The organism is Actinocatenispora thailandica (assembly GCF_016865425.1).
Taxonomy (GTDB): domain Bacteria; phylum Actinomycetota; class Actinomycetes; order Mycobacteriales; family Micromonosporaceae; genus Actinocatenispora; species Actinocatenispora thailandica.
In genome coordinates, this window is the sequence record NZ_AP023355.1 from 1294997 (window position 1) to 1309708 (window position 14712).

The window sequence follows — 14712 nt, forward strand, 5'->3', positions numbered from 1 at the left end:
GCCGGGTCCGGGACCCGGCCCGGCCGCTGGTCGCACGGCATCCGTGGCGCACCTGCCGGGCGCCGAGCCGTGCGCTCCGCGTACCGTGGAGCCGACGCGTGCAGGGGTGGGTCGTGCCGGGAATGGGTCACATGGGGCCGGTGCTGGCCCCCACCCTGGGCCGGCTGCTCGGGCCGTCGATCGACTGGTTCTTCCTGCTCTGCTGCCTCGCCGCCGCCGGGCTGTACCTGGCCGGCGTGTTGCGGCTGCGCCGGCGCGGCATCCGCTGGCCGGTGTTGCGGACGGTGGCCTGGCTGTCGGGTGTCGTCTCCATCCTGTTCGTCACCTGCACCGGGCTGGGCAGCTACGGGATGGCGCTGTTCTCGGTGCACATGATCCAGCACATGGTGCTGAGCATGTTCTCGCCTATCCTGCTGCTGCTGGCGGCGCCGATCACGCTGGCATTGCGGGCGATCCGGCCGGCCGGGCGCGGCAGGACCGGCCCGCGCGAGGTCATCGTCGCGGTGCTGCGGTCCCGGGTTGCGCGGGTGCTGACCTCGCCGGTGTTCACCCTGCCGCTGTTCATCGCCAGCCTGTACGGGCTGTACTTCACCCCGCTGTTCGACCTGGCGATGGGCAGCTGGCTCGGCCACCACTGGATGCTGGTGCACTTCCTGCTGGTCGGCTGGATCTTCTTCTGGCCGGTGATGGGTGCCGACCCGGCGCCGCACCGCCCGCCGCACATCTTCCGGATGATCGAGCTGTTCCTGGCGATGCCGTTCCACGCGTTCTTCGGTATCGCGGTGATGCAGTCGGCGACGCTGATCACGACGACGTTCGCGCACCCGCCGCTGTTCTGGGGCATCAACGCGCTGTCCGACCAGCACACCGGTGGCGGCATCGCGTGGGCGTTCAGCGAGGCGCCCACGCTGCTGGTGGTGATCGCGCTGTTCGCGCAGTGGATCTCCGACGACGAGCGGCGGGCCCGCCGGGACGACCGCGCCGCGGACCGGGACGGCGACGCCGCGCTCGCCGCGTACAACGCCTACCTGGCCCGCCTCAACCGGCAGACCTGACCGCCCCCACGCCGACGCTGTCGATCATGGCGTTGTCCGGTGGGGAGGGCGTTCCGCGCCGGACCACGCCATGATCAACCCGTTGTGGTGGGTCGTTGCGGACGGAGGTTGTCCTCGTTCGGGGTCAGACTCGCTCCATGAGTCATGACGAGATGGCGTCCGAGCAGGAACTGCTGGTCCGGTTTCTCACCGGCCAGCGCGAGGCGTTCCGGCAGGCGGTGGCCGGGCTGGACGAGAAGCAGGCCCGGTCGGCGCCGTCGGCCAGCGCGCTGAGCCTCGCGGTACTGGTCAAGCACTGCATCGACGGCGAGCGGACGATGATCAACCGGGTCGCCGGTGCGCCGGAAGCCGCCGATCCGGTGGCGAAGTGGCAGGCCGGTTGGCAGCTGACCGACGCAGACACGGTGCCGGCGCTGTTCGCCGAATGGGACGAGGTGGGCCGGCGCACCGAGCAGGTGCTGCTGGCCGAGACGGACCTGGACCGGGTCGTGGACATCCCCGCGAACGTCCGGCAGTGGCTCCCCAACGACACCGCGTACACGGTGCGCTGGCTGGTGCTGCACTCGATCGAGGAGCTGGCCCGGCATGCCGGGCACGCCGACGTGGTCCGGGAGTCGATCGACGGTGCGGTCGGCCACGGGGCCAAGCAGCAGCCCGGTACCGGCTGGGGCTGAGCGACCGACGGCCGGCCATCGCCCGGAACGGACCATGGCCGGCCGAATCGGTGCGGATCGCGGCGGGGGAGTCGCGACCCACGGTGGTACGGGCGGGACCGCACCGTACCGGTGCCGCGCGTCGGGGGGATGACGCGCCGCACCTCCTTCGGAGCTGGTGCGCCGGGCCGGGGGGGGTGGACCCGGCACACCGGGAGAGCACTAGGCCAGTACCAGGACCTGGCCGGGGAAGATCAGGTTCGGGTTGCCCTTGAGCGTCTTGCCGTTGTTGGCGTACAGCTCCTGCCAGCCGCCCTTGACCTTGTGCTTGGCGGCGATGGCCGACAGCGTGTCACCGTGCTTGACGGTGTACTTCGGGCCCTTCTTCTGCGCGTGGGTGGCCGGCAGCTGCGACGACCCGCCGGAGGACGACCCACCGGAGGCGGAGCCGCCGGAGGACGACCCGTCGGTCGAGGAGCCGCCGGTCGAGGAGCCGCCGGTCGAGGAGCCACCGCCGGAGCCGTTGGTGTTGCTGCCGGTGTAGTTGCCGGCATCGCCCGCGTGCGCGCCGCACACCGGCCAGGCGCCGATGCCCTGGCTGGCCTTGACGCGCTCGGCGACGGCGATCTGCTGGGTACGGCTGGCCTGGTCGGCGCGTGTCGCGTACTGGCCGCCGCCGTTGGCGTCCCAGGTGCTCTGGGAGAACTGCAGGCCGCCGTAGTAGCCGTTGCCGGTGTTGATGGCCCAGTTGCCGCCGGACTCGCACTGCGCGATCGCATCCCAGTTGGTGCCGGACGCGCTCGCGGTCTCGGTCAGGCCGAACAGCGGTACCGCGGTGACGGCGCCGGCCGCGACCGCCGTGACGGCGATCTTGCGACCCAGCCTGGCCCGGGGGGAAAGGGCACGGTGCTTCGCCATGGGTTGTCTCCCTCGACGCCTACGAGGTGAGCTGTCGGGTTCGGGCCGAGGGGTACTGGCCCGGCCGCGTGCTGCGGCTTCACCCCGAGGCACCGGCCGCGGAGACCCGCGCGGTGCCGAGGAACCTGGGTCCCCCGCTCCATGCCTGGCAAGTACGTGGAACCACGGTGCCGGCGGCATGGACTCGGCGTACCGGCCGTGGTTGCCCGCGACGGCGGACCGGCTGACCGTAGGTGCCCCGGGTCCGCGGACGCAAAGTCCGGCGGGGGGATCGTGAAGAGGGCCACGTCCAGTCGGTGCGACACCACCCGGGACCGGACGAATCGCACCGCGTAACCGTGCGTTTGCTGTACGAAGCCAGAACACACCGCGCGGCCGTTCGAAAACGCGACACTGCGTGATGGCGCGCGCGCGATGCGCAGTATCGACGGTGCTCGTGAGCGGACCATGACCGCCTTCACTTCCGGCCACGGCGGATCGGTCCCGATCTGGTAGTTCGGCAAGAATGGAACCATGTCGGCCGCCGGATCCTCACTCGCACTGCGCCGCCGGTGGGCCGATCTGATCGCCAGCGGGTACGACCGGCTCGTCGCCTCCGACCCCGGCCTGGCCAGGCTGCGGCTCGCGCTGGGCGTGCTGGTCAGCGTCGCCCTCGCGGTGCTGGTACTCGGCCTCGCCGGCTTCGCGATCACCGGCGTGCTGCTCGGCGCGAGCATCGCGATGGTCACCTCGTCCGGACCGGTGCAGCGCACGGTGCGCCGGCAGGCCGCGGTGATCGGCCTCACCATCGTGCCGGCGGCGGGCGCGCTGACGCTGTCCGCGCTGCTCGGCGGGCACCGGGTGGTCTCGGATCTGGTCTTCCTCGCGGTCATCTTCGTCGCGGTGTACATCCGCCGGATCCCCGACTACGGGTTCCCGCTGGGCTTCCCGGCGTTCATGATGTTCTTCTTCGCCTCGTTCGTCGGCGCCTCGCCGGCCGCACTGCCGATGCTGCTGCTCGCGATCGCGATCGGGCTGGTCTGCGCCGGGCTGATCCGGATCGTCGTGCTGCCGCCGCGTTCGGCGCGCACCTTCCGGCGGGTCCGGCGCGGCTTCCAGGCACGGCTGGCGCAGGTACTCGACAGCGTCGCGGACCTGCTCGCCGACGGCGCCACGCCGAGCCGGCTGGACCGGCTGCGGCGCCGGGTGGACCGGATGCACGAGAGCGCGCTGATGGTCGAGGCCGAGCTGGACACCCCGCTCGCCCCGGACGACGCGGCGCTGCACCAGCGCCGGGTCCTCGGCGCGGAACTCGCCGCGGAGTCGCTGGCGCACGAGGCGCGCCGGGCCATGACCGCGGCCGACCGCCCCGGCGACGCCGACCGGGCCGTCGCACGGGACCGGCTGGCGACGCTCATCGAACTGATCCGGATCGACCGGCAGCGCGGCGGTTCGGGGAGTTCCGGGTACCGGACTGGGTCTGCGACCGCGAGCAGCGAACCGCCGGCGCCGGTCCCGCGGCGCGCGGTCTGCTGTGGGCGATCGCCGAGGTCGGCGCGGCGGTCACCCGCACGGCGAATCACCGGCCGGTCGTCGGCCCGCCGGTGGACGACGACGAGGACGTGCCGGAGCGCACCGACCGCGGCCCGGCCGCCCCGCCGGTACGCGGCCTGGTCGGTCGGATGCTGCCGTCCACCCGGCAGGCGGTGCAGGCCACGGTGGGCTGCGGACTCGCCATCCTCGCCGGTGAGCTGCTGTCCCCGCAGCGGTGGTACTGGGCGGTCATCGCCGCGTTCGTGGTGTTCGCCGGCACCACCTCGGCCGGCCAGACGCTGATGAAGGGGTTCCGCCGGGTCGTCGGCACCCTGGTCGGCATCGTCACCGGTACGGTCGTGGCGCTGCTGGTGGCCGGTGACCTGCCGCTGGTGGTGGGGCTGCTGTTCGTCTGCATCTTCGCCGGCTTCTACCTGGTGGCGATCTCGTACAGCGCGATGACGTTCTTCATCACCGTGATGCTCGGCCTGCTCTACAGCCTGCTCGGTACGTTCACGCCGGGGCTTCTGGTGCTGCGGCTGGAGGAGACCGCAGCGGGCGCGGCGGCCGGCGCGCTCGCCGCGTTGGTGGTGTTGCCCACCAGTACCAAGAGCCTGCTGCGCGACTCGGTGGACGGCCTGCTCGAACGGCTCGCCGGGTTCGTGACGTCCACCGTGGGGCTGCTGGCCGATGGTGAGCTGGTCGACCTGATCGACGCCTCCCGGGACGTGGATGCCGACCTCGACGCGGTACAGACCAGCGCCGAGCCGCTGCTGCACCGGATCAGCCCGCGCCGGGCCCGGCGCAGCGACACCCGGCACCTGGTCCGGGTACTCACCCGGTGCGCCCACCATGCCCGGGGCATCGCCGCCAACGCCGAGGTCGCCGCGCTGCCGGCCGACCGGACGCTGGCCGCCGTGGGCGGCCGGGTCGCCGCCAACCTACGCCGGCTGCGTGCCGTACTGCGGGACGAACCGCACCCGGAGCCGTTGGCGCGGGACGAGACGCCGGCCGCCGCCATCGGCCGGGACGCCCCCGCGGGCCTGGACGAGCGGACCCGCCGCGCGGTGAACCACCTCACCCAGCTGGACCAGGCTGTCCTCGCGCTGGCCCGCCCGCTCGGCGCCCGCATCGCGGACGGCTCGCACTGACCGCCGGTCAGCCACCGGTGACGGGGCGGGGGTTCATCCGGAACGCGACCACGGCGGCGGCCGCGAGCAGCACCACCGAGGCCACGAACGGGATCTGCCAGCTGCCGGTCAGTTGCTCGACGAAGCCGAACGCGGCCGGGGACAGGATGCCCGCGACCCCGAACCCGGTGTTCATCATGCCGCTGGCGCCCGACGCTGCCCCAATCCACTAGGGGTTCGCTGTGCGGCTGCCGGCCGTCGGTTAAGAGGCCGCTGCACGATGCCGGTAGCGGTCCGCCGTGCGGCGAGGTAAGGTGCCGGCATGTACTTCGCTCAGCAGACGACGACGCCGGTGACCCGGCGCCCTCGATGCTGAGCTGATCTCAGCCAACGACCACGGCCCCGGGCGAGCCCCGGGGCCGTCGTCGTGTCGGTGCGGGGTGGCCCCGGGTGGAAGGGAACCCCGATGTCCATCGAATCCTGCGCACCCGCTGCCGCCGACGCCGAAGCCGGCGGGAGCCCCGACCACCGGCGGCTCGGCCGGGAACTCGATCTGTTCGCGACCGACCCGCTGGTGGGCTCCGGCCTGCCGCTGTGGCTGCCGGACGGCGCGATCATCCGGTACGAGCTGGAGAAGCTCGCCGCCGAGTCCGCCGCGGCCGACGGCTGCCGCCGGGTGTACACCCCGGTGCTGGCGAAGCGCGAGCTGTACGAGCGATCCGGGCACTGGGCGAAGTTCGCCGAGGACATGTTCCCGCCGATGCGCGTCGGCGGCGAGGAACTGGTGCTGCGGCCGGCGAACTGCCCGCATCATGCCCTGGTGTACGCGTCGCGCCAGCGCAGCGTGCGCGACCTGCCGCTGCGGCTGAGCGAACTGGCGTCGATGTTTCGCAGCGAGCTGTCCGGCGTGCTGTCCGGGCTGTCCCGGGTGCGGCAGATCAACCTGGACGACATCCACGTGTTCTGCGCGCCGGACCAGGTCGCCGACGAGATCGTGCTGGCGTTGCGGGCGATCCAGCGGGTGCATGGCAGGCTCGGTGTCGAGGTCGCCGGCTACCGGCTGTCCCGCCGCGGATCCGGCGGTGGCTACCTCGGCGACGACGCGCTCTGGTCGGCCGCGGAGGAACAACTGGCGGACGCGCTGGACCGGCTCGGACTGTCCTATCAGGACGCACCTGGTGAGGCGGCGTTCTACGGTCCGAAGATCGACGTGCAGGTCGCGGATGCGTCGGGTCGGGAGGAGAGTCTCGCGACCGTGCAGCTCGACTTCAACCAGCCGGAGCGGTTCGACCTGCGGTACGTGGGGCACGACGGTCGCCGGCACCGGCCGGTGATGATCCACCGTGGCACCGTCGGCGCGATGGAACGGCTGGTCGCCTACCTGCTGGAGCGGCACGACGGCGCGCTGCCGACCTGGCTGTCCCCGGTGCAGGTGGCGGTGCTGCCGGTCGCCGCCGACCACCTGCCGGCCGCCGAGCGGCTGCTCGATGTCCTGCGGGACAACGGTATCCGGGCCGAGCTGGCCGACCCGCAGGACAGCCTCGGTGCCCGAGTGGCGCGGGCCCGCCAGCGCCGGGTGCCCTACCAGGCGGTCCTCGGCGCCCGGGAGGTGGCGGCCGACGCGGCGACCGTGCGTACCAGGGACGGTGCCCGCCGGCTGCTCGGCACCGGCGAGCTGGTCGCCGAGTTGCGCGCGCACCTCGACGCCCGGGACTGATTCGCAGGTCCCGGCAGCATGCCCGGCACCATCGTGCTGCCGGGACCGGTGTGCTGCCGGGCCGTCGTGCTGCCGGGGCCGCTCAGCCGCCGCCGGTGGGGTCGGTGACCCGGGCGAACAGTACCGGCTCGCCGCTGTGGCGGTCCCGGATCAGCATCAGGTACGGGTGGTCGAAGCGCAGCTGCCGCAGCGGCACCCTGATGCTGGTGACGGTGACCCCGACCGCGGTCGCTGCCGCGGCCCGGGTGCCCTTCTCGGCGACCGCGAGGGTCGCGCGGTGGGCGACGAACGCCAACCTCGCCGCGTCCGGCGAGATGCCGGTGAAGTCCGCGCCGCCGCCGAACGCGATGCCCATGCCGAGCGTGGACAGCGTGCCGGTCAGGTCCGCCGACCAGGACAGCTCCACCTTCGGCAGGGCCAGCCCGAGTCGGGTGTCGTGCAGCCCGCTGGTCAGCGCGGCCAGCGTCGCCGCGGTCGGCACGCCCCGGTCGCCGTCCGGGACCAGTGCGAGCATCTCCAGCCGCCCGCCCCGGTACGGCAACGCCACCGCCTGCCAGCCGTCCGCCGCGGCGTACCGGTACCGGCCCTCGCCGTGCAGGAAGTCGGCGCGCACCGGGCCGGCGGGGGTACGGAACGAGCCGGAGCGGGTGTCGTCGGCCTGGAACGGGTGCTCCCACCGGGCGTCCAGCGCCATCGCATCGGTCAGCACCCAGCCGGTGCCGGCCAGCTGGTCGGCGGACACGATGGCCGGGATCCGCCCGCCGGTCTGCGCCGACACCGTCTCGTTGATCGATGTGGCGCTGGTCGCCGGGTCGGCACCCAGCGGTACCCGGCGTACCCCGGCGCGGTAGCGGTGGCGAGCCGGTCCAGGTAGTCACGTCGGGTCCGCTCCCGCCGGTCGGCCCAGACCGTGTCGGAGATCCGGAGCCCGGGCGTGCCGCGCAGTGTGTCGGTGCGGCGTCGCAGGCCGGCCAGCAGCGGGTCGCCGGTGGCCGGCAGCCGCAGCACCCGGGCCATCGCCGCCGCGGTCTGCCCGCGCGCGCCCTGGTAGGCCATGCCGAGGCCGGTCGCGGTGCTCTCCGGCGACAGCACCACGGTGCGACCGGTGGGCTGCGCGGCGAGGACGGCGAGCCCGAAGCGGGTGTCCGCGGCCGCCAGCGCGGCGGTGCCCGGTGCGCCGGTCGCGTCGACCGCACGGGCGGTACCGATGGTCAGCGGTGCCGCGACGTTCTGCCGGCCGGCGCCGGCCGCGGTACCGCCGAGCAGCAGGACGACCAGCGTGCAGCGCAGGATCCGGGTGGCGTGCATGCGTCTTGGACGCGCCGAGACCGGTGCCGGTTCCTTACCAGCTGAGCGGAACCGTGCCGTGGCGCCCCGGCGGCCGTGTCGTGCCGGCGGTCTCAGTTGAGCGGGTCGAGCCCGCCGCCGTCGGTGCTGCCGGCGGTCGGACCGTTGCCGTCCAGGCCGGTTCCGGTGCCGGCATCGCCGTTCGGGTCGCTGCCCAGCCCGCCGCCGCTCGGCGAGTCGGCGGACGGGCTCGGCGACGGTGGGCAGGACGACCCGTGCCGGGTGCTGTGGTGGTAGCCGCCGCGGTAGCGGGAACCCGACCCCGAGCCGGATCCGTCGTCGTCGCCGTAGTCGTGGTAGCCGGACCCCGAACCGCCCTCGTCGCCGCCGCTGACGTGGTGCGATCCACCGTGCGAGCCGCCGTGCGAGCCGCGGGCCAGGGTGATCGTGTCGGTGCTGCCGAGGCTGTAGCAGTCGCCGGCCGTGCTCGGGTCGCAGCCGGTGGCGCCGAGCAGCGTCGCGCCGGACAGCGCCGTGACGACCGCGAGACCGAGCACCCGGCGCCGGACCCGGGAGGGTGTGTGGATCATGCTGGCAGGGTAGGAGCCGGCACCAAACGCCCGGTAGGTCCGAGAAGCCGCGCCAGCTGGCCGGGTCCGGTCAGGCCCGCTGCCGGGCCGGGCTGCGGTCGAAGCAGCCCTGGTAGACGGCCGGCAGCCGCGCGGCGCGGAACCCGCCGGCGAAGTTCGCGTCGACCTGCGCTGCCTCCCCGGCACTCGGGTGCGTGGTCTGGCAGCCGGTCCCGGCGCTGTGCCCGCTCATCAGGATCGAGCAGTCACCGTCGTAGTTGTCCGGCAGGCCGTAGATGTGGCCGAGTTCGTGCGCCACGATGCGGGTCGGGTTGTACTCCTGCGCCTGTTGCAGGTCGAGGTACACCTCGCCGGCGCCGAGCCCCTCCGGGATCGTGTACGAGCCGCCCCCGTACCCCTCGCTGATGGTGACGTCGGCCGGGCCGCCGGCCACCAGCCGGACGTTCTGCACGCTGTCGTTCCAGATCTGTACCGCCTCGGTGATGTTGTCGGCGAGATCGGGCGCCTGGCTGGCGTCGTAGTACACGGTGGTGACGGCGTGCGGCGAGACCGCGGCGGCGGCCTGGGGTGCCGTCGCGATCGGCGCGCCGACCAGGGCGAACAGCGCCGCGGCCAGCAGCGGTACGAGACGTCGTCGCAGCATGGCGACTCCTTTCGTAATGAATAATCCGGACAGAACGTTATTGCGCCGATTGATCGATGAAAAGGGTAAATGCGTCATTAGGCGTGATCGCGCCCGCGCGGTACGCCCTGGTGCCCACGCTGCGCACCCGCCCGCGGCCGGCGCGTGCCGGCTCGGCCCATAGAATCGGCGGGACTCGACGGACCCGATTCAGGTGGGACAGATCTCGTGTTGACGATGCAGGACGCCCTGTTGGCCTTGCAGCGGTACTGGACCGACCGCGGTTGCATGATCATGCAGCCGTTCAACACCGAGGTCGGTGCCGGGACGATGAACCCGGCGACGATCCTGCGGGTGCTGGGTCCCGAGCCGTGGCACGTGGCGTACGTGGAGCCGTCGGTGCGGCCGGACGACTCGCGGTACGGCGAGAACCCGAACCGGCTGCAGACGCACACCCAGTTCCAGGTGATCCTCAAGCCGGACCCGGGCGACCCGGTCGAGGTCTACCTCGGCTCGCTGGAGGCGCTGGGCATCGACGTCCGGGCGCACGACGTGCGGTTCGTGGAGGACAACTGGGCCGCGCCGGCGCTCGGCGCCTGGGGGCTGGGCTGGGAGGTCTGGCTGGACGGGCTGGAGATCACCCAGTTCACCTACTTCCAGCAGGCCGGCGGCAAGCCGGTCGAGCCGGTCTCGGTGGAGATCACCTACGGCATCGAGCGCATCCTGATGGCACTGCAGAACGTCGGCCACTTCAAGGACATCGCCTACTCCGACGGCATCTCCTACGGCGAGGTCTTCGGCCAGTCCGAGTACGAGATGTCGCGCTACTACCTGGACGACGCCGACGTGGCGACCAACCAGGAGCTGTTCGAGGCGTACGCGACCGAGGCCCGGCGGATGCTGGACGCCCGGCTGCCGGTGCCGGCGCACAACTACGTGCTGAAGTGCTCGCACACCTTCAACGTGCTCGACTCGCGCGGTGCCATCTCCACCACCGAGCGGGCCCGCGCGTTCGCCCGGATGCGCGGCCTGGCCCGCGAGGTCTCGGCGCTGTGGGCGGAGCGGCGCGAGGAACTCGGGTACCCGCTGGGTGTCGCGGCGCCGCCCGCCCCGGCGGTCCGCGGCGAGCTGCCGACCGTCTCCGGCCCGGCCACCGTGCTGTTCGAGATCGGCGTCGAGGAGCTGCCGCCGCACGAGGTGACCCAGCAGGTCGAGGCGGTGCGCGCGGCGGTCACCGACAAGCTCGCCGCGACCCGGCTGGCGCACGGCGAGATCCGGGTCGAGGGCACCCCGCGGCGGCTGGCGGTACTGGTCGAGGCGGTCGCCGACACCGAGCCGGACGCGCGGCGCACCATGCGCGGGCCGAAGGTGGCGGCGGCGTTCGACGCCGACGGCAACCCGACGAAGGCCGCGGCCGGGTTCGCCCGCGGCCGCGGCGTCGACGTGTCCGCGTTGGAGCGCATCGACGTCAACGGCGTCGAGCACGTCGGCGTGACCGTCACCGACACCGGCCGGCCGGCCGCCGAGGTGCTGTCCGAGCTGTTCGGCTCCGTGGTGGCGGAGCTGCGCGCGGACAAGAACATGCGCTGGCGCGACGAGGGCCTGTCGTTCGCCCGGCCGGTGCGGTGGCTGACCGCGCTCTACGGCGAGACCCCGATCCCGGTGACCGTCTCGTCGCTGTCCGCCGGCCGGACCACTCGGATCCGCCGCACCGCGCCGACGCCGGTGATCGACGTACCCTCGGCGCAGTCCTATGTGGACACGCTGGCCGGGCACGGGATCGTGCTCGCCGCGGCCGACCGGCGGGAGCGGATCGTCCGGCGCGCCCAGCAACTCGCCGCCGAGGTCGGCGGCAGCATCGACGTCGAGGGTGAGGCGGCGCTGATCGACGAGGTGACCAACCTGGTCGAGGAGCCGAACCCGCTTCTCGGCCACTTCGACGCCAAGTACCTCGACCTGCCGCCGGAGATCCTGACCACGGTGATGCGCAAGCACCAGCGCTACCTGCCGGTGCGCGCGGCCGACGGGACCCTGCTGCCGCACTTCGTCGCGGTCGCGAACGGGCCGATCGACGTCGACGCGGTCCGGGCCGGCAACGAGGCCGTGCTGCGCGCCCGGTACGAGGACGCCGCGTTCTTCTGGCGGGCCGACCTCGCCGTCGCGCCGGCCGACCTGAAGGGCGGGCTGGACAAGCTCACCTTCGCCGACAAGCTCGGCTCGATGGCCGACCGGGCCGAGCGGATCGCCGCCACCGCGGCCGACCTGGCGGACCTGGCCGGGCTGACCGGTGGGACCGCGGCGACGGTGCGGCGGGCCGGCGAGCTGGCCAAGTTCGACCTGGCCTCCAGCATGGTCATCGAACTGTCCAGCCTGGCCGGCACGATGGCCCGGGAGTACGCGCGGCGGGCCGGTGAACCCGACACCGTCGCCGCCGCCCTGTACGAGATGGAGCTGCCCCGGGGGTCGAGCGCGCTGCCGAGCACGGTGAGTGGGGCGGTGCTGGCGCTGGCCGACCGGCTCGACCTGCTGACCGGGCTGTCCGCGGTGGGGGAGAAGGCCACCGGCAGCTCCGACCCGTTCGGGCTGCGCCGGGCCGCGGTCGGGGTGGTGTCGATCCTGCGGGCGTTCCCACAGCTGGCGGCGATCACGCTGACCGCCGGGCTGCGTGCCGCCGCGGCGCACGCCCCGGTCGAGGTGACCGACGAGGTGCTGGCCGAGCTGCACGACTTCCTGGTCAAGCGGTACGCGCAGCAGCTCGCCGACGCCGGGCACGACCACCGGCACGTCGACGCGGTGCTGCCGCTGGCCGACGCGCCGGCGCACGCCGACGCGACGCTCGCCGAACTGGGCAAGCTCGCCGGGGACGAGGGGTTCGAGGCGCTCGCCCAGGCGCTCGGCCGGGTCCGCCGGATCGTGCCGGCCGACACCGCCGCCGGCTTCGACGCCGCGGCGCTGGTCGAGCCGGCCGAGATCGCGCTGGCCGAGGCGACCGCCGAGGTGACCGAGGCGCTGCCGGCCGACCCCGGCCTGGCCGGGTTCGTCCCGGTTGCCGCCGCGCTGACCGGGCCGATCAACACGTTCTTCGACGACGTGCTGGTGATGGCGAAGGAACCCGAGCTGCGCGCCGCCCGGCTCGGCCTGCTCGCCACCATCCGCGACCTGGCCGCCCCGATCCTGGACTGGTCGGCGCTGTAGCGGATCCGTGCTCCGGCCGCCACCCGGCCGGAGCACGAAGCCGCCGCCCCGCGCGAGTGTGGGACGGTGCGGCCGGCCCGCGCGAGTGTGGGACGGTGCGGCCGGCCCGCGCGCACGGACCAGTGCGGGTCAGCCGGGCAGCTCGTAGTCGAACCAGATCCGGTGGGTGCCGTCGGCGTCGATGGCGATGCCGCCGGAACCGGTGATGCCGGCCAGGTCACCGGTGCCGCTGCCGGGCACGATGACGAAGTAGTCGCCGGCCCGGCCGCCGTCGCCGAGCGTGGTGGCCGAATGCGCGAAGTTGACCGTGCCCGCGCGATCGCCCAGCGTGCCCTCGAACGACTCCATCGCGAGATAGGTGCCCACGCCGCGGGCCTGATCGAACGCGGCGGTGAACAGCGTCGCCGACCGCCCGCTGACCTCCCCGGTGAACTGCTTGGTCATGGTGGAGACGCCGACCGCGAGGCCGGTCCCGATGGCCGGCGTCGGGGTCAGGTCGGTCGGGTCGAACGCGGCGACGGTGAAGGTCCCTGCTGCATGCATGCGGCGACCCTAGCCGCCGGGTCCGACATCGGAGCCCGGCCGGCCACCGGGCGCCGGCGGCGTCACCGTTCGGACAGCGCCGGTACCCGGGCCAGCACGGCGCCGCGGATGCGCAGCCAGATCCGGGTGATCAGCTCCGCGAGCGGCCGGGAGAACCGGTTCTCCACCAGGACGTGCAGCGCCCACGCGATGCCACAGACGCCGGCGATGGTGACGCCGAGCACCAGGTACCGGTTGAGGCCCAGCTCGTGGTGCAGGAAGTCCAGCGAGATGAAGCCGACGTTCTCGTGGATCAGGTAGAGCGGGTAGGTCAGTCCGGCGAGCCAGGCCACCTTCGCCGCACCGGGCACCCGCACGCCGGACACGATGGCGGCGAAGATCCCGAAGATCGCGGTGATCACCGCGGCCACCACCCAGGGGCTGAACAGCACGTGGTAGTAGTCGGTCTGGGCGTGGAAGTAGTGGATCGCGTAGCGGCCGCACCCGGCGTAGGCGACGAGCAGCGGCGGCACGTACTTGGCGCGCCAGCCGTCCCGGGCGACCAGCGCGAAGAACATGCCGGCGACGAAGTACGGCGCCCAGGCGGGCACCAGGATCAGGTTCAGCCAGTCCGGCGCGGGGTGGTGCAGGGCGAACATCGAGATGGCGAGCCAGCCGAGGCCGAACGCGATGACCCGGTTGGTGGTGATCCCGATCCGCACGAACGCGAGGATGATCAGGTAGAAGGCCAGCTCGATGGTGAGCGTCCAGTACACGCCGTCGACGTAGTCCACGCCGTACGCCTCGGAGGCCATCGACAGGTTCTGCAGCCACTGGCCGAACGAGACGCTGAACCGGCCGGTCGGGTCGAACGCCATGATCAGCGCGGTGAACGTGCAGGCGGTCCAGAACGCCGGGTAGAGCCGGCCGATCCGGGACGACAGGTAGCGGATCGGGGTGCGGTTCCAGGCGCTGTTGAGGATGACGAAGCCGCTGATCACGAAGAACAGCGGGACGCCGAGGTTGCCGTAGTGGAAGATGCCGCCGGGGTCGTGGAACCCGGTGTGCGAGAACACCGGATCGGTGGTGCTGGCCCGGAACAGGAAGTGGAACCCGAGCACCCCCAGCGCGGCGACCAGCCGGAGCAGGTCGACCTCGTGGTAGCGGCGCCGCTGGCCGAAGCCGCCGGTCGCCCGGGCCGCGGCGGCGCCGCTGGCCTGGATCGCGGCGCCGGTGGTCGCGCCGGCAGGTGTGCTGTCGGTGCCGGTACGGTCGCTGGTAGTAGTGCTGGAGCTCATTGCGTAGTTGGTACCCAATAGACCTGAAAGGAAACTGAACGCGGTCCGGTCATGGTGCCGCTGACCAGCGCCGATGTGCCGGCAGGTCGGTAGGTGCGTGGGGTTTTTCACAGCGGTTTGTCCGGAAAAGTACCTGGTCACCCGGGCCTTGCCTGGCCGGTGCCGACCGTTCGTTAGGCTCGCCCCGGGGGCAGCGGGAACGCACCGTGTCCG

At 72.9% G+C, this 14712-nt stretch carries 12 protein-coding genes, 1 pseudogene and 1 riboswitch; of the genes and pseudogenes, 6 read left to right on the forward strand and 7 right to left on the reverse strand.

Annotation, left to right across the window (positions count from 1 at the left end; all coding sequences use genetic code 11):
• Positions 1 to 98 precede the first annotated feature (98 nt).
• A complete protein-coding gene (locus tag Athai_RS05735; RefSeq protein ID WP_239156743.1) occupies positions 99 to 1055 on the forward strand; it encodes a cytochrome c oxidase assembly protein in 957 nt (318 codons plus the stop codon).
• 137 nt (positions 1056 to 1192) lie between these two features.
• On the forward strand, positions 1193 to 1729 hold the full coding sequence (locus Athai_RS05740; protein WP_203960510.1) for a DinB family protein: 537 nt from the start codon (positions 1193 to 1195) through the stop codon (positions 1727 to 1729).
• 201 nt (positions 1730 to 1930) lie between these two features.
• On the opposite strand, the gene Athai_RS34705 is transcribed toward Athai_RS05740, so the two are convergent.
• Positions 1931 to 2626: a LysM peptidoglycan-binding domain-containing protein gene (locus Athai_RS34705; RefSeq protein ID WP_203960511.1), complete on the reverse strand. Its 696-nt coding sequence runs from the start codon at positions 2624 to 2626 to the stop codon at positions 1931 to 1933.
• 2 nt (positions 2627 to 2628) lie between these two features.
• A riboswitch (cyclic di-AMP (ydaO/yuaA leader) is annotated at positions 2629 to 2787 on the reverse strand.
• 352 nt (positions 2788 to 3139) lie between these two features.
• Here Athai_RS34705 and Athai_RS05750 point away from each other — a divergent pair.
• Together Athai_RS05750 and Athai_RS05755 are read left to right on the forward strand one after the other, a co-directional pair.
• On the forward strand, positions 3140 to 4441 hold the full coding sequence (locus tag Athai_RS05750) for an aromatic acid exporter family protein (protein WP_203960512.1): 1302 nt from the start codon (positions 3140 to 3142) through the stop codon (positions 4439 to 4441).
• Positions 4324 to 5289 (forward strand): FUSC family protein, encoded by a 966-nt coding sequence (locus Athai_RS05755; RefSeq protein WP_203960513.1) that lies wholly within the window; start codon positions 4324 to 4326, stop codon positions 5287 to 5289. The genes Athai_RS05750 and Athai_RS05755 overlap by 118 nt, the downstream gene beginning before the upstream one ends.
• Positions 5290 to 5296: 7 nt before the next feature.
• On the opposite strand, the gene Athai_RS05760 is transcribed toward Athai_RS05755, so the two are convergent.
• Positions 5297 to 5467 (reverse strand): hypothetical protein, encoded by a 171-nt coding sequence (locus Athai_RS05760; RefSeq protein ID WP_203960514.1) that lies wholly within the window; start codon positions 5465 to 5467, stop codon positions 5297 to 5299.
• Positions 5468 to 5734: 267 nt separating this feature from the next.
• Between Athai_RS05760 and thrS the strand changes: the two genes are divergently transcribed.
• Entirely contained in the window at positions 5735 to 6985 is a 1251-nt protein-coding gene (gene thrS, locus Athai_RS05765; protein ID WP_203960515.1) for a threonine--tRNA ligase, read from the forward strand.
• Positions 6986 to 7067: 82 nt separating this feature from the next.
• Here thrS and Athai_RS35025 read toward each other — a convergent pair.
• The 3 genes and pseudogenes from Athai_RS35025 to Athai_RS05785 all read right to left on the reverse strand — a co-directional run bounded on the left by Athai_RS35025 (position 7068) and on the right by Athai_RS05785 (position 9505).
• Positions 7068 to 8293: pseudogene (locus tag Athai_RS35025) on the reverse strand (serpin family protein).
• A 92-nt stretch (positions 8294 to 8385) separates the two neighbouring features.
• Positions 8386 to 8862: a hypothetical protein gene (locus tag Athai_RS05780; protein WP_203960518.1), complete on the reverse strand. Its 477-nt coding sequence runs from the start codon at positions 8860 to 8862 to the stop codon at positions 8386 to 8388.
• A gap of 70 nt (positions 8863 to 8932) precedes the next feature.
• Positions 8933 to 9505: a snapalysin family zinc-dependent metalloprotease gene (locus tag Athai_RS05785; protein WP_203960519.1), complete on the reverse strand. Its 573-nt coding sequence runs from the start codon at positions 9503 to 9505 to the stop codon at positions 8933 to 8935.
• Between the two features lie 216 nt (positions 9506 to 9721).
• On the opposite strand from Athai_RS05785, the gene Athai_RS05790 reads away from it, so the two are divergent.
• Positions 9722 to 12679: a glycine--tRNA ligase gene (locus tag Athai_RS05790; RefSeq protein WP_239156744.1), complete on the forward strand. Its 2958-nt coding sequence runs from the start codon at positions 9722 to 9724 to the stop codon at positions 12677 to 12679.
• A 129-nt stretch (positions 12680 to 12808) separates the two neighbouring features.
• Here Athai_RS05790 and Athai_RS05795 read toward each other — a convergent pair whose 3' ends face one another.
• Both Athai_RS05795 and Athai_RS05800 read right to left on the reverse strand, forming a co-directional pair.
• Positions 12809 to 13222: a DUF3224 domain-containing protein gene (locus Athai_RS05795; protein ID WP_203960521.1), complete on the reverse strand. Its 414-nt coding sequence runs from the start codon at positions 13220 to 13222 to the stop codon at positions 12809 to 12811.
• Between the two features lie 62 nt (positions 13223 to 13284).
• Entirely contained in the window at positions 13285 to 14499 is a 1215-nt protein-coding gene (locus Athai_RS05800; protein ID WP_203960522.1) for an acyltransferase family protein, read from the reverse strand.
• Between the last annotated feature and the right edge of the window lie 213 nt (positions 14500 to 14712).